Below are 25119 nucleotides of genomic sequence, written 5' to 3' on the forward strand. Positions count from 1 at the left end.
ACCTGTTCACCGCGAATTTGTTTTCTTGTTGGACGGGCGCGGCCCATCTTCGGGAAACTGCGGTTCCTGACACCCCCCCGTCACGAGGAACCCCGCGATGACCCGCCTTTCCCTTCCGCACGGCCAACTCTGCGTCTGGACGGATATCGACCCCGCGCACGAAGCCGATTTCAACGCGTGGTACGACCGCGAGCACATGCAGGAACGTGTCGCGATTCCCGGCTTCACGCATGCACGGCGCTTTTGCGCGACCGATCGCGGCCCGCGCAAGTACCTCGCGCTGTATGTGACGGACGCGCTCGACGTGTTCCGCGGCGATGCGTACCGGCGTGCGTTCACGCAGCAGACCGCCTGGTCGCTCGCGAACTTCGAGCTCATGACGGGCACGCAGCGGCGCGTCGGCGAACTGACGATCGAGGCCGGCGATGGCGAAGGCGCGCATCTCGCACTGTTCGTGCTGCCGCCGGATCGCATCGACGTGCCGCAACTGCGCGCGCGCTTCGACGACGTGCTGCACGAACCGGGCATCCACGCCGCGCGCCTCTTCCGCACCGCACCCGACCTGTCCGCGCCGATCGGCGCCGATGCGGCTGCCCGCCCGGCCGCCGATGCGCTCGTGCTGATCGAAGGCAGCGATGCGGCCGCGACGCGACGCGTGGCCGCCACGCTCGCCGGGCATGACGACGTGCGCACCTTCGACCTGCTGTGGCGCGCCGCCGCGCCGTTGCATGCGGTGCGCGACGACGTCGAAACCGAGCCCGCTGGCGCTGCCGCCGCCCTGCCGGCCTGATCGCCCACGCCGGCCGCACCGGATGCGCGATGCACACCCGCGCATCGGCCCGGCGTTTCATCCCGTTCCCCGTCACGACATGCCCGACACCATGAGCACTCTCGCCCAGCCCGCCGCCCACGCGCCCCGCCGCGTCCGCAACAGCCGACTCGCGACCGCGAGCATGATCGGCACGTCGCTCGAGTGGTACGACTTCACGATCTACAACACGCTCGCCGCGCTTGTCTTCAACCATCTGTTCTTCCCGTCGGTCGATCCGCTGGCCGGCACGATCCTCGCGTTCTCGACCTATGCGGTCGGCTACGTATCGCGCCCGCTAGGCGGTTTCGTGTTCGGCAATCTCGGTGACCGCATCGGCCGCCGCGCGGTACTGATGCTCACGCTCGTGCTGATGGGCGTGACGACCGCGCTGATGGGCGCGCTGCCGACCTACGCGCAGGCCGGCATCCTGAGCCCGATCCTGCTCGTCGCGCTGCGCTTCGTGCAGGGCGTCGCGCTCGGCGGCGAATGGGCCGGCGCGGTGCTGCTGTCGGTCGAGCACGGCGACCAGAAACGGCGTGGGCTGTCCGCATCGTGGACGCAGATCGGCCCGTCGTTCGGCACGCTGCTCGGCACCGGCTGCATCGCGCTCGTGACGCTGTCGACCACGTCGGGTGACTTCCTGTCGTGGGGTTGGCGCGTGCCGTTCGCGGCCAGCGCACTGCTCGTCGTGTTCGGTTTCTGGCTGCGTCGCGGCGTCGACGAAACGCCGCAGTTCGAGCAGCTCGCCGAATCGCACGCGACCGCCGAGGTGCCCGTCGCCGACGTGCTGAAATACCACTGGAAGCGCCTGCTGATCGCGGGCGGTTCGCGAATCGGCTCGGACGTGCTGTATGCGCTGATCGTCGTGTTCACGCTGACCTACGTGACGACCGTGCTGCATCTGTCGCGCCCCGTCGCCCTGACGGCCGTGATGATCGGCACGGCCTGCAACGCGCTCGCGGTGCCGTTCTTCGGCGCGCTGTCGGACCGCTTCGGCCGCCGGCCCGTGTATCTCGCCGGTGCGCTCGCCGGCATCGTGTGGGCGTTCGTGTTCTTCACGCTGCTCGATTCGGCGCGCCCGGGCGCGATCGTCTCGGCCGTTGCGATCGGCCTCGTGATCCATGCGGTGATGTACGGCCCGCAGGGTGCGTTCGTGACCGAACAGTTCCCGACCCGCGTGCGCTATGCGGGCTCGTCGCTCGCGTACACGCTGGCCGGCATCGTCGGCGGCGGCTTTGCGCCACTCGTGATCGCCGCGCTGTTCCGGCAGACGGGCACGACGACGGCCGTATCGCTGTATGTCGCCGCAGCGCTGGTCGTCACGTCGATCGCGCTCCTCGCCGCGCGCGAAACCGCGCACCAGCCGCTCGCGGATTGAACGTCGCCGCCCGCCGTTTCATTCCTTCGTACTTCAAACGGATACCCGCATGCAAACCCTGTCGTTCAACGTGATGTCCCGGCAACACGCGCCGGCCGCCGTCGAGGTCGAGATCGAGCGCGTCGTGATCGCCGGCTGGGCCGGCCGCGATCCGGCCGCGATCCGCGCGCATATCGACGAACTCGCGGCGCTCGGCGTCGCGCCGCCGTCGACCACGCCGTGCTTCTATCGCGTGTCGGCCGCACTGCTCACGCAGGCGCCGTCGATCGGCGTGCTCGGCGCGCGCTCGGGCGGCGAGATCGAATGCGTGCTGGTCGACAGCCCGGCCGGCACGCTCGTGACCGTCGGCTCCGATCATACGGATCGCGAAGTCGAAGCCTACGGCGTCGCGGTGTCGAAGCAGGTGTGCGCGAAACCGCTCGGCCGCGACGCGTGGCTTTACGCGGAAGTCGCGGATCACTGGGATGCGATCGAGATGCGTTCGTGGCTGATCTCGCGCGATGGCGAGCGGGCCGCATACCAGCACGGCGCGGTGAGCGGCCTGCTCGCGCCCGACGTGCTGTGGCAGCGCTTCGACGACCGCCGCACGATGCCCGCGCGCGGCGCGATGTATGGCGGCACGGTCGCCGTGCATGGCGCGATCGCGGCGATGGGCGACGGCGATGCGTTCGAGATGGAACTGCACGATCCGGTGCTCGGGCGCAGCCTTCGGCACCGCTACGCGGTGGAGGTATTGCCGGTCGTCGCGTGACGGCCATGAGCCATCGCGCGGCACACGGGCGCGACAGCTGTCTGTCGCCGCGCGTGTCCCTGCCGGTACGGCTAAAAGCAGTGATAGTCCGGAAAGTTGAACTGTGAGTTGCCGCAATACAGCACACCGACCAGGTTGGTGCACCCGCTCAATGCAAACATGATTGCCCCCACAACCGACACTTTCCATCCGATCTGCAACATGGCGCCCCCGTTTTCGCTGTTTCGACGTTGACCGCCATGATGCGCATCGGACGCGCCCGGTTATGTGGAAAATTGTTGTCGCGGGGGTTCCGCGGTTCGCGATGACGCGTTCCCCGTGCCCGGGCGCAGCCCGCGGCACGGGTAGGCGGACGGCGGGTCGCCGGTCCTCGCGCAAGCGATGACGGCGGCCGCGGAGCACGCCGCCGCGCGTCACGCCTTGAACGTGACCCACGGCTTCAACCGGACCGCGCTGCGAATGAGGCCGGCCTGCTCCTGCGCGTCGATCACGGGCCCGATCGGCTTGTAGGCTTCCGGCGCTTCCTCGATGCGACGCTCGTCGCGCAGCGTGACGCAGCGCCACGTGCCCGGCGCCTGCTCCGTGCGCATCCGCCGCACCGCCTGCCGGCGCACGCTGCGGCCGGCGCCGTGGCTGCACGACCATAGCCAGTCCGGATGGCCGAGCCCCGTCGCGAGAAACGACGCATCGCCCATCGATCCGGGAATCAGCGCGAGATCGCCGTCGCGGGCGGGCGTCGCCCCCTTGCGATGGATGTTCATCCCGTCTTCGCGCAGCACGACGTTGTGCGGCACGTCGACCACCAGTGCCGAGCGGGTCTCGCCGGTAAGCTCCGCCAGTTCCTTGCGGACCATCTCGGCCAGCACGACACGGTTGAGCCACGCATAGCGCGCGGCCGTGCCCATCGCGACGAGGTATTCGCGCGCCAGTTCGCCGGAAAGACCGTACAGGCCGCTTTCCGGATGCCTGACGCCCGCCGGCCACGCCGCGCGCGCCCGGTCCATCCAGCGGCGCCCGACGTAGAAACCGACATCGCGCGACCCGCTGTGGATCATCACGACGACATCGTCCTTCGCGAGTCCCGCACGGTAGGCCGCATGCCGGTCGAACACTTCGTCGACCACCTGCAGTTCGACGAAATGATTGCCCGCCCCGGGGGTGCCGAGGCACGGATCGCGAAATACCTCGCGCGACCCGACGTGTGCGTCCGGCGCGTATTTCGCGCTGCCGTCGAACCGGTCGAGGCCGATGCACGCCGACAGTTCGTCGATGAGCCGGTCGCGGTCGACGTGCTGCCAGAGCCCCTGCGGCGCAACGCGATCGACGAATGCCGCCGGGCCCGCATCGAACAGCGCGCGGAATGCGTCGCTGCCGACCGGCACGTCGCGCCGGTCCGCGAGAATGGCGCGCGTCAGCCGCTCGACGAGCGCCGTCTCGAACGGCGCGAGCGCCGACCGCTTGAGGCCCGTGGTGACGAGACGCATCCCGCAATTGATATCGGTGCCGATCGCGGCGGGAATCACGAACGCGTCGTCGGTCGCGACGATCGAGCCGACCGGCGCGACCCCGCCCGGATGAAAATCGGGCGTCGCGCACGCCTTGCATACGCGCTGATGACCGTCCGGCAAACGGACGGCCGCGAACGCGAGCAACTGCTGAACGGCCTTCTCCTCGAGCGGGAGCGAAGCGGGCAACAGGACAGATGCCTGCGTCAGTTCATTGCGCAGGTGATAGATGCCGGCGTGATAGTCGACATGGATGCCTTGCCGTTGCAAGGCCTTTTTTAAGCGAGGAAGAGTAGACATCGCTGCTGGAAATGAAAAAGGTACGACGCGACCTCCGGCCTTCCGGCGGTCGTGGGTACCTTCCTGCAGCAGCGTCGAGGAAGGGAGCGCGGATCATAGCAGAACGCGATTCCGTTCGCGACCGCCGTTGCTCAGTTGAGACACCCGAGCCCCGCCAGCGTCGCCTCCACCGCCGCGTCGAGCGGCGTCACCGGCTCGCGGCCGAGCACCGCGGTCACCCGCGTGTTGTCGAGCCGGATCGGCTCGCGCCACAGGTAACGCATCTCGAGCAATTCGCGCAGCGTCGTGACGAACGGCGCCGCCGCCCACACGAACCACCACGGGAACTTGCGCACCGTCGGCCGCAGCCCGTGCCGCTGCGCGACGCGGCGCACGGCTTCCGCCATCTGCGTGCCGTCCGCGTCCCAATGGCCGCCGAGATGAAAGCGCGCGAACGGCTCCAGCGTGTCGCGCCGCTCGATCAGCTCGACCATCGAGCGCGCGGCGTCCGGCACATACGACCATTGATGCCCGATGCCGTCCCGCCCCGGCACGCTGATGGCCGCAACCGGCCGCCCGGCCTTGACGAACCCCGCCGCAAACCAGCTGTTGCCGGTAAGCTTCGGCCCGAAGAAATCGCCGGCACGCACGATGATCGTGCGGACGCCCTGCCCGGCCGCATCCTGCAGCCGGCGCTCCAGCTCGACGCGGATCGCGCCCTTGCGTGTCGACGGATGCTGCGGCGCATCTTCGACCAGCACCGGAAATGCATCGGCGCCGTAGTTGTAGACGGTGCCCGGCAGCACGACGGTGGCCTGCTCCGCCTTCGCCGCCGCGATCGTGTTGTCGATCATCGGCAGCACCTGCCCGGCCCAGTTCCGATAGCCGGGCGGATTCACCGCGTGCACGATCACGCTGCAGCCGCGCGCGGCCCGGACGACCGCGTCGCGGTCCATCGCGTCGCCGCGCATCCACGCGATGCCGTCGCGCTCCACGACCTCGGCGTCGAGCCCGCGCTTCAACCCACGCACCTGCCAGCCCGCATCGCGCAACTGCCGCGCGACTTCCCCGCCAATCCCGCCGCTCGCGCCGAGCACGAGTGCCTGTCGTTGGGTCCCGCCTGTGTGGGTCGTCATTGCCGCTCTCCTTGAATGAACTTCCGTGATGACACGCATTCTGGCGCGCCTTCAGCTATCAAGGAATTGCCGAACCTAGTTGATCAGCTATACATTTATGTATGACCACCGATCTGAACTGGGAACGCTACCGCACCTTCCTCGCCGTGCTGACGGAGGGCTCGTTGTCCGGCGCGGCCCGCGCGCTCGGCATCACGCAACCGACGGCCGGCCGCCACGTCGCGGCGCTCGAGGCCGGGTTCGGCCAGACGCTGTTCACGCGCTCGCCGTCCGGCCTGCTGCCGACCGAGGCGGCGCTCGCGCTGCGCGGCCATGCGGAGGCGCTGCGCAGCGCGGCGGCCGCGTTCGAGCGCGCGGCCGCGAGCCACGGCGCCGGCGTGCGCGGCATCGTGCGGATCTCCGCCAGCGACGTGATCGCCGTCGAAGTGCTGCCGCCGATTCTCGCGCAATTGCGGCGCAACCATCCGGGGCTCGTCATCGAACTGGTGCCGACCGACCGCATCCAGGACGTGCTCAAGCGCGAGGCCGACATCGCGGTCCGGATGGCGCCGCCCGTGCAGGAGGCGCTGGTTGCGCGGCGCATCGGCGAAATCGATGTCGGGATGTATGCGCGCGACGACTACCTGGCGCGCAACGGGGTGCCCGCGACGACCGACGAACTCGCGCATCACGCGCTGATCGGCTTCGACACGGTCACGCCGTTCATCCGCTCGGTGGGCCGCAGCATGCCGCTGTGGAAGCGCGATGCGTTCTCGCTGCGCACCGACAGCAACCTCGCGCAGCTCGCGATGATCCGCGCCGGGTACGGGATCGGCTTCTGCCAGACCGGGCTCGCGAAACGCGACGCACGGCTCGTGCGCGTGCTGCCGGACGGGCCCGCGATGCAACTGGAAACCTGGGTCGTGATGCACGAGGACCTGCGGACGAGCCCGCGCTGCCGCGCGGTGTTCGATGCGCTGGCCGACGGGCTGCGTGCGTATGTGAACGGCGAAGCCGTCGAATAGACGGTTCCGGCGGCGTACGCGAACGAAGTGAACGAAGCGCCCGAGCGGCGCTATTCGTAGATTTTCCCGGCGAACAGGATGTCCGCCATGCGCCGCCACGGATTGTCGGGCAGGTCGTAGCAGCGCAGCCCTTCCTCCGACGCTTCGGCCCAGTCGACCATCGCGTCGAGGTATTCGCCGATCGAGTGGTTTTCCCAGCCGAGCGCGGCGCGCGCGTACGGCGACGGCGGCACGTCGGCCTCGAGCTGGCGCTCCTTGTTCCAGTCGTGCCCAAGCACGCGCAGGAAGTGGATCAGCGAGCGTTCGTCGACCACGCGCTCCAGCGCATCCTGCAGCTTCGCGGCCATCTGGCGTTGCAGTTCGTCGTTCATTTTTATGTTCCTTCGCGCGCCTCTCAGATACGCGCCGCCGCAGGTCGTGCGGCCCGGTTTTACATCAGCAATTGCCGCGACAGCACCTCGCGCGCCTGCGTGACGGTTTCGCGTTCGCCCGGCATCGGCGGCGTCAGCGAAAACACCGCGTCGGGCAGCGGCGGCAGCCGGTATTTGGTGCCGAGCCGCATCAGGCCCTCGCCGATCGCCGACGCGCACAGGCAGCCCACCCCGAGCCCCGCCGCCAGCATCGACTGCAGCCCCGCGACCCCCGACGCGCTGTGCACGAGCCGGTACGGCGTGTGCTGCTCGTCGAGCGAGCGCACCGCGACCTGATGCATCATGCAGTCGTCCGGCAGCAGCACGAGCGGCAACGGCTCGGGCAACTGCTCGGCGAGCGCGGGCGATGCGACCCATGACAGCGGCTCGCGCCGCAGCACCCAGCGCGTATCGGCCGACGCCGGCCGGAATGGCCCGCTCGACAGGTTCATCACCACGCCGAGATCGACCTGCCCGCGCGCGTGCGCGGCCTCGATATCGGCGCTCTTCATCGCGCTGACGTGCAGGCTCAACTGCGGGTAGCACTCCCGCAGCCGCGCGAGCAGGCCCGCGACTTCGTTGGTCCGGTAGTAATCGGTGATCGCGACGCGCAGTTCGCCCTTGATCGCCTGCCCGCGCACTTCGTCGAACGCGGCCTCGTTCAGCGCGACGATGCGCCGCGCGTGCTGCAGCAGCCGCGAGCCGGCCGGGGTCGGCTCGACCCCGCGCTTGCTGCGCACGAACAGCGGCACGCCGGCGCGCGATTCAAGCTTGCGCACCTGCTCGCTGACCGTCGACTGCGACAGGTGCAGCAGCGGCGCCGCGGCCGTCAGGCTGCCGGCATCCGCGACCGCCGCGAAAGTGCGCAACTGATCCAGATCGAAACCGCGCATCGCCATTCTCCATCCATCGATTAACCCGATGGATGCTACCACCAATTCCCGCTTTTCCGATTCATTACCACCACCCAGAATGGGGGTCAATCGCCCATCCACGGCCGAACCGGCGCCCCTGACGTCACGTCCGGCGTGAATGTGGCACTCATTCTTTCGGACTTGCTTCCATGACGAACGACACCCTTGCCCCCTGCGTGCCGGCCGGCACGGCCGCCGCGGCGACGCCGCGCAGCCACCACGGCTGGGCGCTGGTGGTCCTGCTGGTTGGCGCGATTCTGCCGCCGCTCGACTACTTCATTGTGAATCTCGCGCTACCGGCCATTCGCGACGGCATCGGCGCGCGCCCGGCCGAGTTGCAGCTGGTCGTGTCGGCATACGCGTGCGCGAACGCGGTCGTGCAGATCACCGGCGGCCGGCTCGGCGACCTGTACGGCCGCAAGCGCATGTTCATGATCGGAATGGCCGGTTTCGTCGTCGCGTCGACGCTGTGCGGGCTCGCCGGCAGCGGCGCGGTGCTGGTCGGCGGCCGCGTGCTGCAGGGCCTGTTCGCCGCGATCCTCGCGCCGCAGGTGCTCGCGACGATCCGCAGCGTGTTCAGCCCGCAGGAGCAGGTGCGCGTGATGGGCTTCTACGGTTTCGTGTTCGGCCTCGCGGCCGTGATCGGTCAGCTCGGCGGCGGTGCGTTGATCAGCCTGCATCCGTTCGGGCTCGGCTGGCGCGCGATCTTCCTCGTCAACCTGCCGATCGGCATCCTCGCGCTGATCGGCAGCTGGCGCTTCATCCCGGAAAGCCGGCCGCCGCGCGGCCAGCGCATCGACGTGCCGGGCATGGCGCTGCTGTCGCTGTTCCTGCTGATGCTCGTGTACCCGCTCACGCACGGGCGCGAGGCCGGCTGGCCGCTGTGGATGATCGCGTGCCTCGTCGGCGCGCTGCCGATGCTCGGCGCGCTGCTGGCGGTCGAAGCGCGCCGTCTCACGAGCGGACACGATCCGCTGCTCGACGTGCGCCTGCTGCGCAACCCCGTCGTCGCGCTCGGGCTCGTGCTGGCGTTCCTGTTCTATACGCTGAGCGCGTTCTTCCTGAGCTACGGGATCTACCTGCAGGGCTGCCTGAACTGGTCGCCGCTCGCGACGGGGCTCGCGATCCTGCCGCTCGGGCTCGGCTTCCTGTCGAGCCCGTTGCTGATGCCGCGACTCGTCGGCCGGTTCGGCGGCTATCGCGTGCTCACGCTCGGCTTCGCGATGCTCGCGGCCGGCGTCGCGACGGCCGCCGCGCTAGCGGGCGCGGCCGCGCCGGGCCCCGGTTTCTACGCGGGAATTGCGGCGATCGGAATCGGCCAGGGACTCGTGCTGCCGTCGGTCGTGCGGATCGTGCTCGCGGAAGTCGACACGGCACGCGCGGGTGTCGCATCCGGCATGGTCACCGCGATGCTGCAGATCGGTGCGGCCGTCGGCGCGGCCACGCTCGGCGGCATGTTCTTCGCCCGGCTCGGCGCGCATCCGGCCGCACTCGATTACGTGCAGGGCTTCAGGACGTCGATGTTCGCGCTGACGGTGGTGCTGCTCGTGTGCATCGCGCTGTCGGCCATGCTTGGGCCGCTGCATCGGCGGCTGCATGCAGGCACGTAAGCGGGACGGGAATCGTTGCGACGGCAGGGTCTGACGCGGAAACGGCGCAGACGCAGGTGTAGGCGCACGCCCGCATCCGGCTCACGCGTGATGCTTGCGTTGCGCCTGGCGCGCTTCCCATTCGGCCAGCTCGACGCGATAGCGCGCGAGTGCTTCGTCGTAGAGATCGAAGACGCACGGCGAGCAGCCGCTGTTGCAGCAGTCTTCCAGTTCGGGTTGGATGGGCGGGGTCGGACGGGGATCGTCGACGGACGGATCCCCGGAAGGTTGGTTCGGCACGGCGTGGTCCGGTGAAGTAAGACGATCAGTATAGGTCGATCCGGGCCACCGCCGCTTTCAGCAGACCGAACGGCTAGATCACTGTCAGTTCGACCCGCGTCGACGACTCGACCGTCGACACCTTCGACGTCGCGAGGTCGATCACACGCATCACCGTATCGTCATACGTCCGGAAGTAATACTTGCGCGCCTCCAGGTCGGCGATCGAGATCCACTGCGTGTATTCGTAGACCGGCGTGTCGTGATCGACCTCCTCCTTGATCCACCCTTTCGGAATGTCGAAGGTATTGACGATGTGCTCGGCCAGCCGGATCGCGTCGGCACCGCCGTGCGGATTCTCGACGGACGTCACATAGCCGACCGCGCGCACGAAACGCGACGCCGGCGTGATGTCGCCGGGGAGGCCAAGCATCCCGTACCCCTGGCCGTACGACTCGAGCTTCACGTGTTTCGCATCGCGCGACAGCGACAGCGTCCTGCTCGCCGGTGTGACGCGCGACAGGTTCAGGTAGTTGTGCAGGTTGGTGCGATGCCAGTCGAACGGCGGCGAGTTGGTCATCACGCCGAGCGGATTGTCGTGGACGCGCAGTTCGCCGTGGACCGGCTCGACGACGAGCGACGCGCCGCTCGCGTCATGCAGCGTGTAATGCACGGGCGGCGCGCCATCGAACGCGGGATGCGGGATATCGGCGATGACGATGCCGCCAAGCGCCTGCTTGACGTCGCTCACGTTGTCGAAGCTGGTCAGCGCCCACGTGAGGAAATCCCACGGCGCCAACGCGCGCGCGGTGTTCTCCGGCGTCAGCGCCGGATACGCGGCGAACCCCGGGAAGTAAAGGATCCCGCCGGCCAGCCCCTTCTCGTTGATGCCGTCCACCAGGATCCGCATCTGCAGCCCGTTCATGCCGATCGCCTTGTACTTCGTCGTCCAGCTCAAGCCCTGCTTGCCGAGCGGCTCCGACGCGTTCAGCGTCTTGCCGGCCTCGACGACGACCGGGACCGAACCCAGATCCGGCGCGAACTCCATGGTTCTGCCATAGACGACGTGCTCATCCACCGTGCGGATCACAAAACTCGTACACATGTTGTTTTCCTTGTTTTGACGAGAAGCAATAGCGGGCGCGTGATCGTCCCGCCCCTCGGAATGTGCGCATTTCCAACTGACGAAAGCGCGTGTGAATCATAACGGTGCATACGTGCGACAGGCGCAAATCACTGCGGAATTACTGCTACGTCAACAGTCGAATCGATTCACGCCGCGAATGAAAAAATGTGGCCGTCCGGGCGCCGCCCGAACAGGGCAGGCGGGTTGCACAGGCCGCGAGCGGCGGCAAAAACGAACTCATCCATAATGGCGCGATGGTCGACAGCATCGATCCCCTTTGCCCGACCCATTCTCGACTCAATGGAGCTGCATCATGGCCGAAGCAGTGAACCCGCCGGAAGTCTGGGCGCCGTTCGGCGCATTCTCGATGGCCGTGATCCAGGGCAATGGCCGGATCGTGCATCTGAAGGGACAAGTGGCGCTCGACCGCGACGGCCAGGTGGTCGGCCACGGCGACATGCGCACGCAGGTGCGGCAGACGCTCGACAACATCCGCGCCGTGCTCCTTGCGATGGGCGGGCAGATGCAGGACGTGATCTCGCTCGTGCACTACGCGACCGACATCGATGCGTTCATGCAGGCCGGCGACATCCGCAAGACGTACTTCGCCGAGCCCTATCCCGTGACGACGACCGTCCAGGTCGAGCGCCTCTACCATCCCGATCTGCTGATCGAGATCACCGCCGTCGCCGAAATTCCGTTGGAGCGGTTTCGCCGGCCTGCATCGCGTGCGTGAATCGGCGACGCGACGCCGCGCCGTTTGACGCGCCGGCCAGAACATGCCGACCGGCGCGCTGCACTCGACCCGCGCGCTTACTTCGCCTGCGCACCCGGCTTCGCGGCGCCCGCGCCCGCCTTGTCGGCCAGCGGCTGCCACGCGGCACCGAGCGAATACCAGTCGACGCGGCGCGTGAGCGTCATGATGCCGGCGAGGATCGCGAACAGCAGCAGCGAGCCGAGCATCAATGCATTGTCTTCCGACAGCAGCAGCCCATAGAGCGCCGCGTACAGCACCGTGAGCAGCGCGGCAAACACCGCACCGCGCTTCACGCTTTGCAGCACGAACGACAGGTAGAAGCCGAGCCACCCGATGCATGCGCCGCTCGCCGCCAGATACGCATACGCGAACGCGATGTGCTCGGACAGGCTCAGCAGCAGCAGGAAGAACAGCGCGAGCGACAGGCCGACCAGCGCGTACTGGATCGGGTGAATACGCAACCGCTTCACGAGCTCGTACATGAAGAAGCTCGCGAACGTGAGCATCACGAACAGCGCGCCGTACTTCGTCGCGCGTTCGGCCTGCAGATAGACGTTCACGGGTTCGATCACCGACACCGACGCCATTTCGATCGCACCTTCCCCGTTGCCCGACGCAATCTGCTCGCGCGCCTTCGTGTTGAACGACGTCACGCGCCAGTTGCCGGTGAAGCCGTGCGCATCGACCGTGCGGGTGTTCGGCAGGAACGCGCCGTCGAAGCTCGGATGCGGCCACGTCGATTTCAGCGAGAAATCGTTCTGGTCGCCCACCGGCGCGAACGCGACGGAATCCGCGCCGCGCAACGGCAGGTCGATGCTGAACGGCACGGCCGCCCCCGCGCTTGCGTCCGCCAGCGCCGCGAGATCGACGTTCGCGTGCACGCCCTGGCGCAGGCTGTCCAGCCGCGTGCCCTGCTCGACGTCGAAGCGCGCGCCGCCGATGCGCAGGTCGGGCTGCGCGGTCAGCCCGCGAATGTCGCCGATGCCGATCGCGACGTAAGCGTCGTCGACCTTGAAGCTCACGTGGCCGTCCGCCTGCGGCAGCTTCTTCAGGTCCGGCAACGGCAGCGTGCCGTTCAGCCGGCTCGCCAGCTCGTACACCAGCGCCTTGTGGATGCCGCGATAGCGGACGCTGGTCGTCAGCGTGCCGTCGACGTTCAGCGTCTTCGGGAACACGAGCAGGCGCTTCGTCTCGCTTCTGAGGCTCGTCTTCGTCGCGCCGCCGGCCGGCGTGTCGTCGCGCACGCGCGTGACTTCCGTGTAATGCACGACGAGCACCGGGCCCGCCACCGTCTGCGGCCCCGCATAGCTCGACCAGATGCTCTGCAGTGCATCCATCCGATACGCGGAGCGTTCCTGCACGATGCTTTGCACCATGTGCAGCGGGATCAGGATCAGCAGCGCGAGAAACGCGGTGATCGCGAATTTGAACAACAGGACTCGATTCATGGCCGACGGGTACCGGAGTAAAAGGGTACGGTCAGCATGAGCAGCCCCGGTGAAGGGCGATTGAAGCCGGTGTGAAGCGAATGTGTGGCGAACGTGAAGCGCGCTCAGCCCGCCGACGGCAGCGTGAGCGTCGCGCACGCACCGCCTTCGTCGCGGTTCGCGAGCGCGACCTGGCCGCGGTGCAGCATCGCGACTTCGCGGACGAAACACAGCCCGAGACCCGTGCTGCGATCCTGCCCGTCGGGGCGCGGCAGCGAATAGAAGCGCTCGAACACGCGCGCCAGTGCGTAGTCGGGCACGCCGGGGCCGTCGTCGGCCACGCGCACGACGGCGACGTGCGCCCTGCCCGCCGGCTGCCGTTCGAGCACGATGCGGATCGTGCTGCCCTGCGGCGCGAAATCCAGCGCGTTGTCGAGCAGGTTGCCGAGCGCCTGGCGCAACAGGAACGGATCGCCTTCGACGATCGCCGGATCGGCCGCGTCGTGTGCGTCGATCGCCAGGTTCACGCCGCGCTGCCGCGCGCGCGGCTCGATATCGTCGACGAGCTGTTCGAGCACCGGCCGCAGCGCGACCGGTTCGCGCACCGACAGGCGCTGCTTCTGCTCGACTTCGGCGAGCGCGAGCAGCTTGCGGATCATCTGTTCGAGGCGGCCGGCCTGGCGGCGGATGTTTCCGGTGAAGCGCCGGCGGTTCGCCACCGGCATGTCTTCCTGCAGCAGTTCGGCCGCGCCGCTGATCGCCGCCAGCGGGCTCTTCATCTCGTGCGTGAGCGTGTGGATGTAGGTCTCGACGTACTGCCGGTCCTCCAGCCGCTGATGCATGCTTTCCACCGCACGCCCGAGCTCGGCCAGCTCGCTCGCGCCCTGCAGCGGCATGTCGGCCCGCTCGCCCGCCGCGATCGCGCGCGCATAGCGCTGCAGGCGCCGCAGCCCGACCACCAGCCACCACGTGCAGGCCACGCCGATCAGGATCGCGCCGCCCATCAGCAGCGCGCCGTACAGCATGATCTTGCGCTGGCTGCGCGCGATGAACGGCGCAACCGTCTGGTTCGGCTTCGCGATCGTCAACACGCCGATGATCTCGTTGCCGCGCCGGATCGGCGCCGCCACGTGCATCACGGTGCTGCTGTCGTCGTTCGGATCGCTGCGCGTGCTGCGCGCGCCGTATTCGCCGCGCAGCGTCCGATACACGTCGTTCCAGCGCGAATAGTCCTGCCCGACCGCTTTGCCGGACGAGTCGTAGCGCACGATGCCGTGCGCGTCGGTGATGTAGAGGCGGTAGCCGATCGTGTTCTTCTGCACGCCCCACACGTTCGCGCTGACCGGGCGCTCGTGCAGGTTCGCGAGTTGCCGCGCGAACGCGCCATCGGCGATGTGGCCGTTCGCCATGTCGGCGGCGGCCAGTGTCGCGAGCACTTGCGCGGTATCGACGAGCGTGTCCTCCATCGCCTCGCGCACGCCGGGTTTCACCTCCTGCACGAAGACCCGCAGCGTGATCAGCGCGGCCAGACCGACGATCAGGAAAAAACCGAAGAAGATGCGCAGGCCGATATGCATGGGCGGTACCGCTCGTTACGGTTGCAGCGAGTAACCCATCCCGCGATGCGTGCGGATCGGGTCGCGCTCGGGGTCGACCGCGCGCAGCTTGGCGCGCAGCGTCTTGATATGCGTGTCGACCGTGCGGTCGGCCGAGTCGAATGCCTCGTGCCACACGAGGTCCATCAACTGCTCGCGCGAATAGATGCGCCCGGGATGCCGGACCAGCAGCGCCAGCAGCCCGAATTCGTAGCGCGTGAGATCCAGCGCGTGGCCGAGCCACGACACGCGCGCGCCGTCGGTATCGAGCGTGAAACCCGGTGCGATGGCCGCAGCCGGCGCGGGCGCCGCTTCGGGTGCGGCCGTCCGGTAGAAACGCCGCAGGATCACGCGCACGCGCGCCGCCAGCTCGCGCGGCGAAAACGGCTTGACCACGTAATCGTCGGCGCCGATTTCGAGCCCGACGATCCGGTCGATTTCATCGTGCCGCGCGGTGAGGAAGATCACCGGCACGTCGGAGAAGGTGCGCAGCCGCCGGCATACTTCGAAGCCGCTGAGATCCGGCAGGCCGACGTCGAGCACCACGAGATCGAAGCGCGCGTCGCGCAGATGGTCGAGCGCCGCCTGCCCGAGCGTGCAGTGGACGGTCTGCATGCCGTCGGTACCGAGGGCATAGACGATCGTGTCCGCGATCGCCACTTCATCTTCGACGATCAGGATATTGGGCTGATGCATGGTCTCTGGCTGGGCTCGCGCAATCCGGTGCGACATTGTACGCACGGCCGGCCACGGCGCGAGCCCCTGCCCTTACCCCCGCCGCGCTATGCCACGCGGCCGGTCACCGGAATCGACGCGCCGGTGATCGCCTGCGCGTCGGCCGACAGCAGGAAGCCGATCGTCGCCGCGATCTGTTCCGGCCGCACCCAGCGCGTGAAATCCGCATCCGGCATGTCCGCGCGGTTCGGCGGCGTATCGATGATGCTCGGCAGGATCGCGTTCACCGTCACGCCGCGGTCGAGCAACTCGGCCGCCAGTGCCTCGGTGAGCCGCGCGACGCCGGCCTTCGCGGCCGCGTAGGCGCCCATCCCCGTGCCGGCCTTGAACGCCGCGCCCGCGCCGATGTTGACGATGCGCCCGGCCGGGCTCGCCAGCAGGTGCGGCAGCGCGGCCTTCGATGCGTTCAGCGCGGTCTTCACGTTCAGTTCGTACATCCGGTCCCACGTGGCGGCGTCGCCGTCGGCGATCGTCTGCCACACGAACGCGCCCGCGATGTTCAGCAGCGCATCGACGCGGCCGAATTCACGCTGTACGGTATCGAGCGCCTGCGCGGCGGCCTGCGGATCGACGAGATCGATGCCGCCGATGCGCAGCGCGTCGGCCGGCACGCCGGGCAGCGCCTGCGCCGCCGGGGCCGCGCCGCGGCCGATCAGCGCGACGCGTGCGCCGCGCTCGCCGAGCCACGCGGCCGTCGCGACGCCCAGATGACCGAATCCGCCGGTGATCGCGACTGCCTTGCCTTTGAGTTCGTGTTCCATCGATGTTTTCTCCTGGATCGAGGGTTGCTTGATGCGTGTTGCATGAGTCATGCCGGCCGCGACATGCGGGCGCGGCCGGCAATGCGCCACAGCGTAGCGCCGTTCACGCATCCGTGCGCACCGCGACGAGGCTGCGGCGGCGCAATTCCTCCGTCGTTTCGCCCTGGTTGTCGGGGCGCCAGCCCGGCGGCAGCAGCACGAAGCGGATCGCGGTCCACACGTCGCGGGCCGTGGCGACGTCGCGGGCGAGGCTCGCCCAGTGCTCGAGCTCGACGACGAACGGATTGCGCGAGCGGGTCGGCGTGACGAGGCCAAAGCGGCACGGCTCGTCAGCACGCTCGGCGACATAGGTGCCGAACAGCCGGTCGAACACCACCAGCACGCCACCGTAGTTCGCATCGAGATAGTCGAGGTTCGACGCATGGTGCACGCGGTGCGCGGACGGCGTGTTGAACACGTATTCGAACCAGCCGAGCTTCGGCATCCACGTGTTGTGCAGCCAGAACTGGTACATCAGGTTGAACGACAGGATCGCCAGCACGGCTTCCGGACGCACGCCGAGCCACACGAGCGGCGTGAAGAACATCGCGGCGCCGGCGATCTTGCCGGTCCAGCCGAGGCGAAATGCGGACGACAGCGTCAACTGGTTCGGCGAATGATGCACCGCATGGGTCGACCAGAAGAAGCGCACGCGGTGCGATGCGCGGTGATACCCGTAGTAGCAGAACTCCTGGCCGACGAACACGAGCAGCGCGAGCGCGACGCTGTGGAGCGGGATCGTGAAGAGCCGGTGCGCCCACGCGAGGTCGAACAGGGGCGTGGCGAGCGACAGCGGCACCAGCGCGAGCAGCTTGCGGCCCGCGAGATCGGCGAGCGACAGCCACACCTCGTTCCAGTCGAACGGTTCGGGCCCGCGGGCGCGGCGCCAGGTGAGCACGGCCGCCTCGACGAGCGAGACGGCGACGATGAAGAGCGTGACGTAGTACGTGAGCTTTCCTGTGGTGGTGAGCATGATGGGCCTTTCCTTCGGTTGAGTCGGACGCGTCATGGGCGGCACGGGCTGCCATCGCGTCGAATGGAACGCACTGTAGTGGGCGCGGAATGGAAAGACCACGCGGGAAATGTGTCGCCGTATGTCGCGGGGAAAGGTGTTCGGGTGGTGTGTGGCGGTCAAGGGCGCTTGTGGATTGGAGGACGGCCGGTTTGGGGCTGCGCGTATGTGTGTCCGGCGGGAAATGTGTCGCCGCGTGTCGCGGGAAAGGCGATCAGGTGCTACATGGCGGGCGCGGGCACTTGTGGACTGGAGCCGGGGCGGTTTGGGGCTGAGCGTATGTGTGACCGGCGGGGAATGTGTCGCCGCATGTCGTGCGGGAAGGCGCGTTCAGCTGGTGCGTTGCGGGCGTGGGCGCTTGTGGACTGGAGCCGAGCCGGTTTGGGGCTGCGCGTACGCCTGTCCTGCGGAAAATGTGTCGCCCGCGACGAAGCCGGTCGACGGCGTCGTACACGGCATGACACGGGCCGACGGACAAGCCCTGCGCGGCAGATGAACCCTGTCGTTACCGATCGGAAGGAAATCGATTCTTCGGATGGTTGGCGACGGTCGCGCCCTGTTACGGCGAAGCACGTTCCAGTCGCACATGGCGTACTGCATGCGTTCAATTCGCGTGACGCGGCTCGACACAAAACACGCATGAATCGGCCGGCAAATATGTCGCCGCATGTCGCCGCGACACGCTTTCGCGCTGCGCACGACACGGTCCGCTCGCGTGCCGCGGCACCGTGCCCTCACGCGACCGCATCGCCGACAGCCTTGCCCGGCGTGGCATGCCCGCGATCGCCGTGGCCGGCGCACGCATTCGTCGTACTTCGAAACAGCACGCCACGTGTAACACCGCGACATCTTTTATGACGCGACGGGCGGGTGTCATCGCCCTAAAGTTCGTCCCGTCGCCACGCCACTGCGTGCACCGAAACGAACCGCAAGGACACCCGATGAAAACCCGCTTCCTCGTCACCGCCACTGCTCTCACCCTCGCCTGCGCACCGGCCTTCGCCGGCTGGGCCGGCCACGGCACCGCGTACACGCCGCGCGGCACCTACAACGGCGCGCACGCCGGCTCGTGCGGCGGCGGCAGCTGCTCACATGCGGGCGGCGTGATCGGCCCCGGCGGCGGTATCGCGACCAACACGGGCACCGTCACGCGCACCGCGCCCGGCCAGTTCTCGAACAGCGGCACGGCCGTCGGGCCGAACGGGCGCTCGGTCGAACACAGCGGCGACACGAGCTGCGCGGACGGCACCTGCTCGCACACCGGTTCGCTGACGGGCTCGGACGGCCGCAGCGCCACGACGTCGGGCAGCGTGACGCGCAACGGCCCGGGCCAGTACTCGTCGAGCGGCACGATCACGGGCGCGAACGGCAACACGGCCAGCCACACGGCGTCGACGAATTGCGCGGGCTCGACCTGCTCGCGCTCCGGCACCGTGACGGGCACCGACGGCGGAACCGTCACGCATTCCGGCAGCGCGACGCGCGTGGCGCCGGGTGTCGTGACGACGTCGGGCGGCTCGACGGTCGTACACGGCGGCACGGTCTCGACCGGTGGCACGACCGTGATCCACGGCAGCACGACAGTGGGCGGCACGGTGGTCGTGGCCGGCGGAACGGTGCCGGTTCCCGTCCCGGTGCCGGCGCCTGTCGTGGCGCCTCCGCCGGCCGCCGTGGTCGTGACGACCCCACCGCCCGCCGCCGCGGTCGCTGTCGCGGCACCTGCCCCGGCCGCCGCCGTGGTCACGCCCCCGCCGCCCGTACCTGCCGCTGTCATCGTCCCGCCGCCCCCGCCGAAGGTCGTGCGCGTTGCGGCGCCGAAGGCTGTCGTGGTCGCACCCGCGCCGCGTGTCGTCTACGTCGCACCGCCGCCGCCGAAGGTCCTGTACCTCGCGCCGCCGCTGCCGCGTTCCGTGTACGTCGCCCCGCGTGCCGTGTATGTCGCCCACCCGCCGCGCGCCGTCATCTGGGTGCCCGCCCACTGGGCCGGCCGCGTATGGGTACCCGCGCACTGGGCATAACCCGGCGCCGCTTCGTTTCGCTTCGTTTTCCATCCGCTTGTTTCATCAACCACCCGGCCGGCGCAGACCGTCGGCCACGCACGGAGAAACCCCATGAAGTCCATCAAGAAGATGATTGCCGTCGTCGTTTTGTGTATCGTCTCAGCAGCAGCGTCGGCCCAGCAGGTGCCGCCCGGCGCGGCGAACGGCGGTGCACGCGTCGAACGTGCGCTGATGCAGTTGCAGTCCCGTTTCGCCAGCGCGAACACGACGCACGACGGCAAGCTCACCCGCGAGCAGGCCGCCGCGGGCATGCCGATGGTCGCGCAGCATTTCGACGAAATCGACACGCAGCACAACGGCTACGTCACGCTCGAGCAGCTCGCCGGTTTCATGCGCCAGCGCATGGCGGCCCGTTGAACCCGCACGAGAATCCGGCCGCGCACGCACCGGGAGGCAAGCGATGGAACAGTCCTGCAGGATCGTCGTGCTCGACGACGAAGCCGAGCTGCGCAACATGCTGCAGCGCTTCCTGACCGGCCACGGCTTCCAGGTGCGCGCGGTCGCCGACGGCAAGCGGCTCGACCGCCTGCTACAGCGCGAACCGTATGACCTGCTGGTGCTCGACCTGATGATGGAGCCCGAGGACGGCCTGAGCGTGTGCCGGCGCCTGCGCGCCGAAGGCCAGACGCTGCCGATCCTGATGCTCACCGCGAAAGGCGACGCCGCCGACAAGGTCGTCGGCCTCGAGACGGGCGCCGACGATTACCTGGCGAAGCCGTTTCTCCCCGACGAACTCGTGGCCCGTGTCCGCGCATTGCTGCGGCGGCAGAAGATGGCGGCCGGCGAGCCGACCGTCACGTTGCAGCGGTTGCGTTTCGGCGCATTCACGTTCGACGTCGGCCAGCAGACGCTGATGCGCGACGGCACGCCCGTCGAGATCCATTCGGCGCAGATGCTGCTGTTGCATGCGCTCGGCTCGTCGCCGAACCGCGCGGTGAGCCGCGAAAACCTGCTCGCCCGCGCGCGCGGCCGCGACCATGCCGCACTCGACCGCAGCGTCGACGTGCAGATCCTGCGGCTGCGCCAGATCGTCGAGGACGATCCCGGCAAGCCGCGCTTCATCAAGACCGTCTGGGGCATCGGCTACATGCTGGTGGCCGGCGTCGAGCCGTGATGCGCATCCCGCTGCCGCGCTCGCTGCTCGCGCGCAACATCGCACTGCTGGTGGCACTCGTCGCGCTGTCGCTCGCCTGTTCGCTCACCGTGCTGCTGCACTACGTGCAGCGCCCGCGCATCGAGCGGGCGTCGATCGTCTTTTCCGACTACGTCAGGCTGCTCGACCGCACGCTCGCCAGCCTGCCGCCCGACGCCGGCCGCACGGTCATCGCGCAATTCGGCGGCCAGGCCGCGCTGCCGCCCGCCGCATCGCCGCAAGCACCGAACCTGGCGGCCTTCTTCCGCACCTGGCAGCGTGACGTGTTCATGCAGGCACTCGAACGCCACCTGCCGCCTGACCTCCCCGCGCGTTGGCAGTCTGGCGACGACGAGCGTCTCTGGATCCGGTTGCATGTTGCCGGCTCGCCTGTGTGGTTGCCGCTGCCGATGGCCGCCGACGCGCAGGCGAGCGGCATCACGACAGCACTCATGCTGTCGGTCGGGCTGGCGTTGCTCGCCGCGCTGACCGGCTACCTGATCCAGCTCCACCTGAACCGGCCGCTCGACGCACTGGCGCGCGCGGCGCAACGCGTCAGCGCGGGCGAGCGCCCGCCGCCGCTGCCCACCGACGGCCCGACCGAAATCGCCGACGTGAGCCGCGCATTCAACCAGATGGCCGACGCGCTGCAACAGGCGGAAGCGACCCGCTCGCTGATGCTCGCCGGCGTGTCGCACGACATCCGCACGCCGCTCACCAAACTGCGCCTGGCGATCGCGATGGCGCTGCCGCGGGGCACGCACGACGCGCTCACCACGTCGACCGAGCACTACCTGGACCAGATCGATACGATCCTGCAGCAATTCATGGACTATGCAGGCAGCGGCGAACGAGAAACACCGCAAACCGGCGACCTGAATGCGCTGATCGGCCAGCTCGTCGCGGATTTCGCGGGGCTCGGCCACGAATTCGACTTCGACGAAGGCGCGGTGCCCGCGTTCGCGTTCCGTCCGATCGCCCTGATGCGGCTGCTGATGAACCTGATGCAGAACGCGGTCGTCTACGGCCGGACGGGCCTCGGCGTGCGCACGTGGACCGAGCGCGGCATCGCGTATGCGGTGGTCAGCGATCGCGGCAACGGCATCGGCGCCGCCGAACTCGAACGGCTCAAGGCACCGTTCAGCCGGGGCGCGAACGCCCGCAGCCATGCGGGCGGCACGGGCCTCGGCCTCGCGATCGTCGAGCGGATCGCCCGACTGCATGGTGGGTCGCTGACGTTCCGCGACCGCGATGGCGGCGGGCTGGAGGCCGTCGTCGCGTTGCCGCTCGATTCGTCCGGAGCGGTGCGGCGGTCGCTGTCGGCCTGACGGACTGTTTGCCTGATGGCCTACCTTACTGCCCGACGGCTCGCCCGTTCGCCGTTCGCCGTTCGCCGTTCGCCACTCGCCGTTCGCCGTTCGCCGTTCGCCGTTCGCCACTTGCCACTTGCCACTTGCCACTTGCCACTCACCACTCACCGTCCACCGTCAGTTCGTCCGTTTGTCCGTTCGCCCGTTTGTCTGCTCGCCTATCTGCCTATCTGCCTATCTGCCTATCTGCCTATCTGCACGTCTGCCTATCTGCCTATCTGCCTATCTGCACGTCTGCCTATCTGCACGTCTGCCTATCTGCACGTCTGCCTATCTGCACGTCTGCACGTCTGCGCGTCTGCACGCCCGCCCGTTCGTCCATCTGCCCGACGGCCTACCTACCATCCGCGCCAGCGCGCAGCCTTGCGTGACATCCGCCGACATAATTCCTGCGTGGCGCATCCCGCCCGACCTCCGCATACTTGCGCCTGCGTGTTGCGCAACGGCATGAACCCTCTCCCTCGCCAGCGATCACGCCCCGCTTCCGATCGTTCGCGTTCCTGAATGCCGCGACAGTATCGGCAACTTCATCCAGGCCACGGAGATCGACATGTTCCCTTCCCTTCACGCACTCGCCGCCCACGCCAAACGTCTGACCAGTGCCGCGCTGATCGCCGGCACGTTCGCGATGACCGGCTGCGCATCGACCGCGACCACGTCCATGACCGCCGCGCCGGCCGCCCGCACGCAGCCGCAGGTTCGTGCGGACGTCGTCTATGTGTCCGCGTTCGACGTGGCCACGACCGACGTCAAGGTCGACGGCGGGATGATCAGCAAGCTTGCGACCCTCGCGAGCGGATCGTCCGCCGACGTGCAGCGCCAGCAAAGCGCGCTGAAGACCCGCGACCAGCTCGCCGACGCCCTCGTGCGCGAGCTCCGGTCGCAAGGCATCCCCGCGCTGCGCGGCCCGGTGCCCGACGGTCGCGACGCGCTGGTGGTCGAGGGCCGCTTCGAGTCGATCGACGCCGGCAACCGCCGCCGCCGCACGCTGATCGGGCTCGGCGCGGGCAAGAGCGAAGTGAAGGCATCGGTCACCGTGCTGTTCCAGCCGGCGCATGGCGCACCGCAGCCGCTCGGCACGTTCTCGTCCAGCGCGAACAGCGGCCACCTGCCGGGCATGGTGGAAACCGCCGGAGTCGGCGCGGCGGCCGGCCGCCTCGCGACGTCGGCAGCGGTGGGCGCCGGCTTGCACGGCGTGTCGGAAGCGAAGCACGACACGGTGGCGTCCGATACGGACCGCCTCGCGCGCTCGATCGCGAAGCAGCTCGCGACGCAGAACGCCGCGAACGCGTGGCTGCCGACGGTGTCGGCGAGCTGACGCACCGCGCCGCCGCCTGCACAGCCCCGGCGGGCACGCAGGCGCCCGGCCGGGCATAATGCGCGAGGCCGCTCCGGCGCCACGCGCCGCGACCGAGCCGGGCGACCCGACAGCCCGCGCCGTTCTCGCCCTGAATCCTGAACCTCAACCCGTCAATTCCATGCAAGTACTCGTCGTAGGAACCGGCAAGCTGGCCAGCGAGCTGCTCGGCGCGCACCGGCTCGACCCGGCAACCTGTCGCGTGATTCCCTGGTCGGACAGCGCGCGCAACGATGCGCAGCGCAGCGACGCCCGAACGATCGTCGTGCACGCCGGTTCCGGCCGCGAACTCCCGGACGTGATCGCGTTCTGCGAAGCCACCGGATCGCCACTCGTCGAGCTGTCCACCGGCTCCGAGCTCGAGACCGGCTCGCACGCGTTCCCGGTCGTGCTGTGCCCGAACACCAACATCCTGATGCTCAAGTTCATGAGCATGCTGGAAACCAGTGGTCACCTGTTTCATGACTGCCAGATCAGCCTGACGGAGTCGCATCAGGCCGGCAAGACGTCCGTCCCCGGCACGGCTGTAGGAATCGGCCAGTCGCTCGGCGTGCGGCCGGAAGATATCCGCTCCGTGCGTGACCCGGATGTACAGGGCAGCGAATTCGCGGTCGCCGACGATCAGCTCGGCCGCCACGCGATTCACCGGATCCGCATCGACGACGGTGCGTGCAGCCTGCAATTCGAATCGCGCGTAGTGGGCGCGACGCCTTACGCGGACGGCGTGTCGCGTATCGTCGATGCCGTCCGGCTGCACGATCTCGAGCACCGCCGCTATTCGATCGTCGAGTTCATCCGCAACGGCTGGCTGTAATCGCGGCGATACGCGGCGGCGAGCATCCGTGCATCGCGTCGCAGACTTTTTTGCACAACGCAAGAAACGGTGCGGTGCCGATTTCCGCAGATGCCGTCGACCGCCCGATCCGCGACATCCGGGCCGCCATGAATCTCGCCGACCGGCACCTGACGTCCCGCGTGGCCGGCGGTCAAGATCACGCCAGCCGGCTTCGCCGCCACGGCCGTTCGAGAAATCCGACGAGCAATCGTCCCGCCGCATTCGCTGGTAAGTTATCGGGCGAGGTTCATTCGCCGAGAGGGCGCGCGAGTCACCGCCGACTTCGGTGCCTGAACCGCTACCGTCACCATCTCCCCGAAAGGAGCGCAACCGATGAGCCGCCCCGATTTCATCAAGCACTGGACCGAGCTCGAAGAACCGGAAGCGCATTGCTATCGCGGCGACACCGAGCCGATGGCGCTGGACGCACCGCTTTCCGCCGAGCTCGGCATCACCCGTATCGGCATTCATCACGTGCGGCTTCCGCCGGGCCGGCGGACGTCCTATCCGCATGCAGAAAGTACCGAGCAGGAGTTTGTGTACGTGCTCGAAGGCAAGCCGGATGTCTGGATCGACGGCGTGCTGCACCCCGTTGCCGAAGGCGATTCGGTCGCGTTTCCGGCAGGCACCGGCATCTGCCACACCTTCATCAACAACACGCAGGACGAAGTCCGGCTGATGGTGATCGGTGAACGTCCGCGCGACGACAACCGCATCCGCTACCCGATGAACCAGGCGTATGAGCTTACCCGCGCGGACCGCTGGGTGGACTGGCCCGACCGGCCGCTCGGGGGCCACAACGGGATGCCGGACTGACGCGCGCGAAGATGCCCGCGACGGTCATCGAACCCGTGTTC

25 protein-coding genes are annotated in these 25119 nt (G+C 68.5%); 13 read left to right on the forward strand and 12 right to left on the reverse strand.

Features of this window, described 5'->3' with window-relative positions:
- Positions 1 to 97 precede the first annotated feature (97 nt).
- The 3 genes from QZM67_RS05000 to QZM67_RS05010 all read left to right on the forward strand — a co-directional run bounded on the left by QZM67_RS05000 (position 98) and on the right by QZM67_RS05010 (position 2940).
- Positions 98 to 790, forward strand: a complete 693-nt coding sequence (locus QZM67_RS05000; protein ID WP_301801049.1) for a DUF4286 family protein — start codon at positions 98 to 100, stop codon at positions 788 to 790.
- A 79-nt stretch (positions 791 to 869) separates the two neighbouring features.
- Entirely contained in the window at positions 870 to 2189 is a 1320-nt protein-coding gene (locus QZM67_RS05005; protein WP_301801050.1) for an MFS transporter, read from the forward strand.
- 49 nt (positions 2190 to 2238) lie between these two features.
- Positions 2239 to 2940 (forward strand): DUF2848 domain-containing protein, encoded by a 702-nt coding sequence (locus tag QZM67_RS05010; RefSeq protein ID WP_301801051.1) that lies wholly within the window; start codon positions 2239 to 2241, stop codon positions 2938 to 2940.
- A gap of 413 nt (positions 2941 to 3353) precedes the next feature.
- Here the strand turns inward: QZM67_RS05010 and QZM67_RS05015 are convergent, their stop codons facing one another.
- Positions 3354 to 4745 carry an RtcB family protein gene (locus tag QZM67_RS05015; protein ID WP_301801052.1) on the reverse strand — a complete coding sequence of 464 codons (1392 nt, stop codon included), beginning with the start codon at positions 4743 to 4745 and terminating at the stop codon, positions 3354 to 3356.
- Positions 4746 to 4876: 131 nt separating this feature from the next.
- Positions 4877 to 5860, reverse strand: coding sequence for an NAD-dependent epimerase/dehydratase family protein (locus QZM67_RS05020; protein WP_301801054.1), 984 nt, complete (start codon positions 5858 to 5860; stop codon positions 4877 to 4879).
- A 101-nt stretch (positions 5861 to 5961) separates the two neighbouring features.
- On the opposite strand from QZM67_RS05020, the gene QZM67_RS05025 reads away from it, so the two are divergent.
- Complete coding sequence (locus QZM67_RS05025; protein WP_301801055.1) at positions 5962 to 6864, forward strand: LysR family transcriptional regulator; 903 nt, start codon at positions 5962 to 5964, stop codon at positions 6862 to 6864.
- 50 nt (positions 6865 to 6914) lie between these two features.
- Here QZM67_RS05025 and QZM67_RS05030 read toward each other — a convergent pair whose 3' ends face one another.
- Together QZM67_RS05030 and QZM67_RS05035 are read right to left on the reverse strand one after the other, a co-directional pair.
- Positions 6915 to 7235 (reverse strand): hypothetical protein, encoded by a 321-nt coding sequence (locus QZM67_RS05030; protein ID WP_043179842.1) that lies wholly within the window; start codon positions 7233 to 7235, stop codon positions 6915 to 6917.
- 59 nt (positions 7236 to 7294) lie between these two features.
- On the reverse strand, positions 7295 to 8167 hold the full coding sequence (locus tag QZM67_RS05035) for a LysR family transcriptional regulator (RefSeq protein ID WP_043181331.1): 873 nt from the start codon (positions 8165 to 8167) through the stop codon (positions 7295 to 7297).
- A gap of 170 nt (positions 8168 to 8337) precedes the next feature.
- On the opposite strand from QZM67_RS05035, the gene QZM67_RS05040 reads away from it, so the two are divergent.
- Positions 8338 to 9798: an MFS transporter gene (locus QZM67_RS05040; protein ID WP_301801057.1), complete on the forward strand. Its 1461-nt coding sequence runs from the start codon at positions 8338 to 8340 to the stop codon at positions 9796 to 9798.
- Positions 9799 to 9879: 81 nt separating this feature from the next.
- Here the strand turns inward: QZM67_RS05040 and QZM67_RS05045 are convergent, their stop codons facing one another.
- Both QZM67_RS05045 and QZM67_RS05050 read right to left on the reverse strand, forming a co-directional pair.
- Positions 9880 to 10077 (reverse strand): oxidoreductase-like domain-containing protein, encoded by a 198-nt coding sequence (locus tag QZM67_RS05045; protein ID WP_011354524.1) that lies wholly within the window; start codon positions 10075 to 10077, stop codon positions 9880 to 9882.
- Between the two features lie 73 nt (positions 10078 to 10150).
- Entirely contained in the window at positions 10151 to 11161 is a 1011-nt protein-coding gene (locus QZM67_RS05050; protein ID WP_301801060.1) for a choloylglycine hydrolase family protein, read from the reverse strand.
- Positions 11162 to 11495: 334 nt separating this feature from the next.
- Between QZM67_RS05050 and QZM67_RS05055 the strand changes: the two genes are divergently transcribed.
- Entirely contained in the window at positions 11496 to 11918 is a 423-nt protein-coding gene (locus QZM67_RS05055; protein WP_301801062.1) for a RidA family protein, read from the forward strand.
- Between the two features lie 77 nt (positions 11919 to 11995).
- Here QZM67_RS05055 and creD read toward each other — a convergent pair whose 3' ends face one another.
- The 5 genes from creD to QZM67_RS05080 form a co-directional block, all read right to left on the reverse strand.
- A complete protein-coding gene (creD, locus tag QZM67_RS05060) occupies positions 11996 to 13387 on the reverse strand; it encodes a cell envelope integrity protein CreD (protein ID WP_301801064.1) in 1392 nt (463 codons plus the stop codon).
- Between the two features lie 104 nt (positions 13388 to 13491).
- A complete protein-coding gene (creC, locus tag QZM67_RS05065; RefSeq protein WP_301801066.1) occupies positions 13492 to 14943 on the reverse strand; it encodes a two-component system sensor histidine kinase CreC in 1452 nt (483 codons plus the stop codon).
- Between the two features lie 15 nt (positions 14944 to 14958).
- Positions 14959 to 15657: a two-component system response regulator CreB gene (gene creB / locus QZM67_RS05070; RefSeq protein ID WP_175025718.1), complete on the reverse strand. Its 699-nt coding sequence runs from the start codon at positions 15655 to 15657 to the stop codon at positions 14959 to 14961.
- An 86-nt stretch (positions 15658 to 15743) separates the two neighbouring features.
- Positions 15744 to 16457, reverse strand: a complete 714-nt coding sequence (locus tag QZM67_RS05075) for an SDR family NAD(P)-dependent oxidoreductase (RefSeq protein ID WP_175025717.1) — start codon at positions 16455 to 16457, stop codon at positions 15744 to 15746.
- Positions 16458 to 16560: 103 nt separating this feature from the next.
- Complete coding sequence (locus QZM67_RS05080) at positions 16561 to 17469, reverse strand: sterol desaturase family protein (protein WP_175025716.1); 909 nt, start codon at positions 17467 to 17469, stop codon at positions 16561 to 16563.
- 980 nt (positions 17470 to 18449) lie between these two features.
- Between QZM67_RS05080 and QZM67_RS05085 the strand changes: the two genes are divergently transcribed.
- From QZM67_RS05085 to QZM67_RS05110, 6 genes are all read left to right on the forward strand, one after another.
- Positions 18450 to 19526, forward strand: a complete 1077-nt coding sequence (locus QZM67_RS05085; protein ID WP_301801071.1) for a hypothetical protein — start codon at positions 18450 to 18452, stop codon at positions 19524 to 19526.
- 93 nt (positions 19527 to 19619) lie between these two features.
- On the forward strand, positions 19620 to 19925 hold the full coding sequence (locus QZM67_RS05090) for an EF-hand domain-containing protein (RefSeq protein WP_155291818.1): 306 nt from the start codon (positions 19620 to 19622) through the stop codon (positions 19923 to 19925).
- A 43-nt stretch (positions 19926 to 19968) separates the two neighbouring features.
- Complete coding sequence (locus QZM67_RS05095) at positions 19969 to 20682, forward strand: response regulator (protein WP_301801073.1); 714 nt, start codon at positions 19969 to 19971, stop codon at positions 20680 to 20682.
- Positions 20682 to 22028, forward strand: a complete 1347-nt coding sequence (locus QZM67_RS05100) for an ATP-binding protein (RefSeq protein ID WP_301801076.1) — start codon at positions 20682 to 20684, stop codon at positions 22026 to 22028. The genes QZM67_RS05095 and QZM67_RS05100 overlap by 1 nt, the downstream gene beginning before the upstream one ends.
- A gap of 592 nt (positions 22029 to 22620) precedes the next feature.
- Entirely contained in the window at positions 22621 to 23388 is a 768-nt protein-coding gene (locus QZM67_RS05105) for a DUF4410 domain-containing protein (RefSeq protein ID WP_301801078.1), read from the forward strand.
- Between the two features lie 160 nt (positions 23389 to 23548).
- Positions 23549 to 24241, forward strand: a complete 693-nt coding sequence (locus QZM67_RS05110; RefSeq protein WP_301801080.1) for a dihydrodipicolinate reductase — start codon at positions 23549 to 23551, stop codon at positions 24239 to 24241.
- Here QZM67_RS05110 and QZM67_RS05115 read toward each other — a convergent pair.
- Positions 24202 to 24444, reverse strand: coding sequence for a hypothetical protein (locus QZM67_RS05115; RefSeq protein WP_301801081.1), 243 nt, complete (start codon positions 24442 to 24444; stop codon positions 24202 to 24204). The genes QZM67_RS05110 and QZM67_RS05115 overlap by 40 nt on opposite strands.
- A gap of 151 nt (positions 24445 to 24595) precedes the next feature.
- On the opposite strand from QZM67_RS05115, the gene QZM67_RS05120 reads away from it, so the two are divergent.
- Complete coding sequence (locus tag QZM67_RS05120) at positions 24596 to 25078, forward strand: cupin domain-containing protein (protein WP_301801084.1); 483 nt, start codon at positions 24596 to 24598, stop codon at positions 25076 to 25078.
- The last annotated feature ends 41 nt before the right edge of the window (positions 25079 to 25119 follow it).

The sequence above is a fragment of the Burkholderia sp. AU45251 genome, assembly GCF_030482905.1.
Classification (GTDB): domain Bacteria; phylum Pseudomonadota; class Gammaproteobacteria; order Burkholderiales; family Burkholderiaceae; genus Burkholderia; species Burkholderia aenigmatica.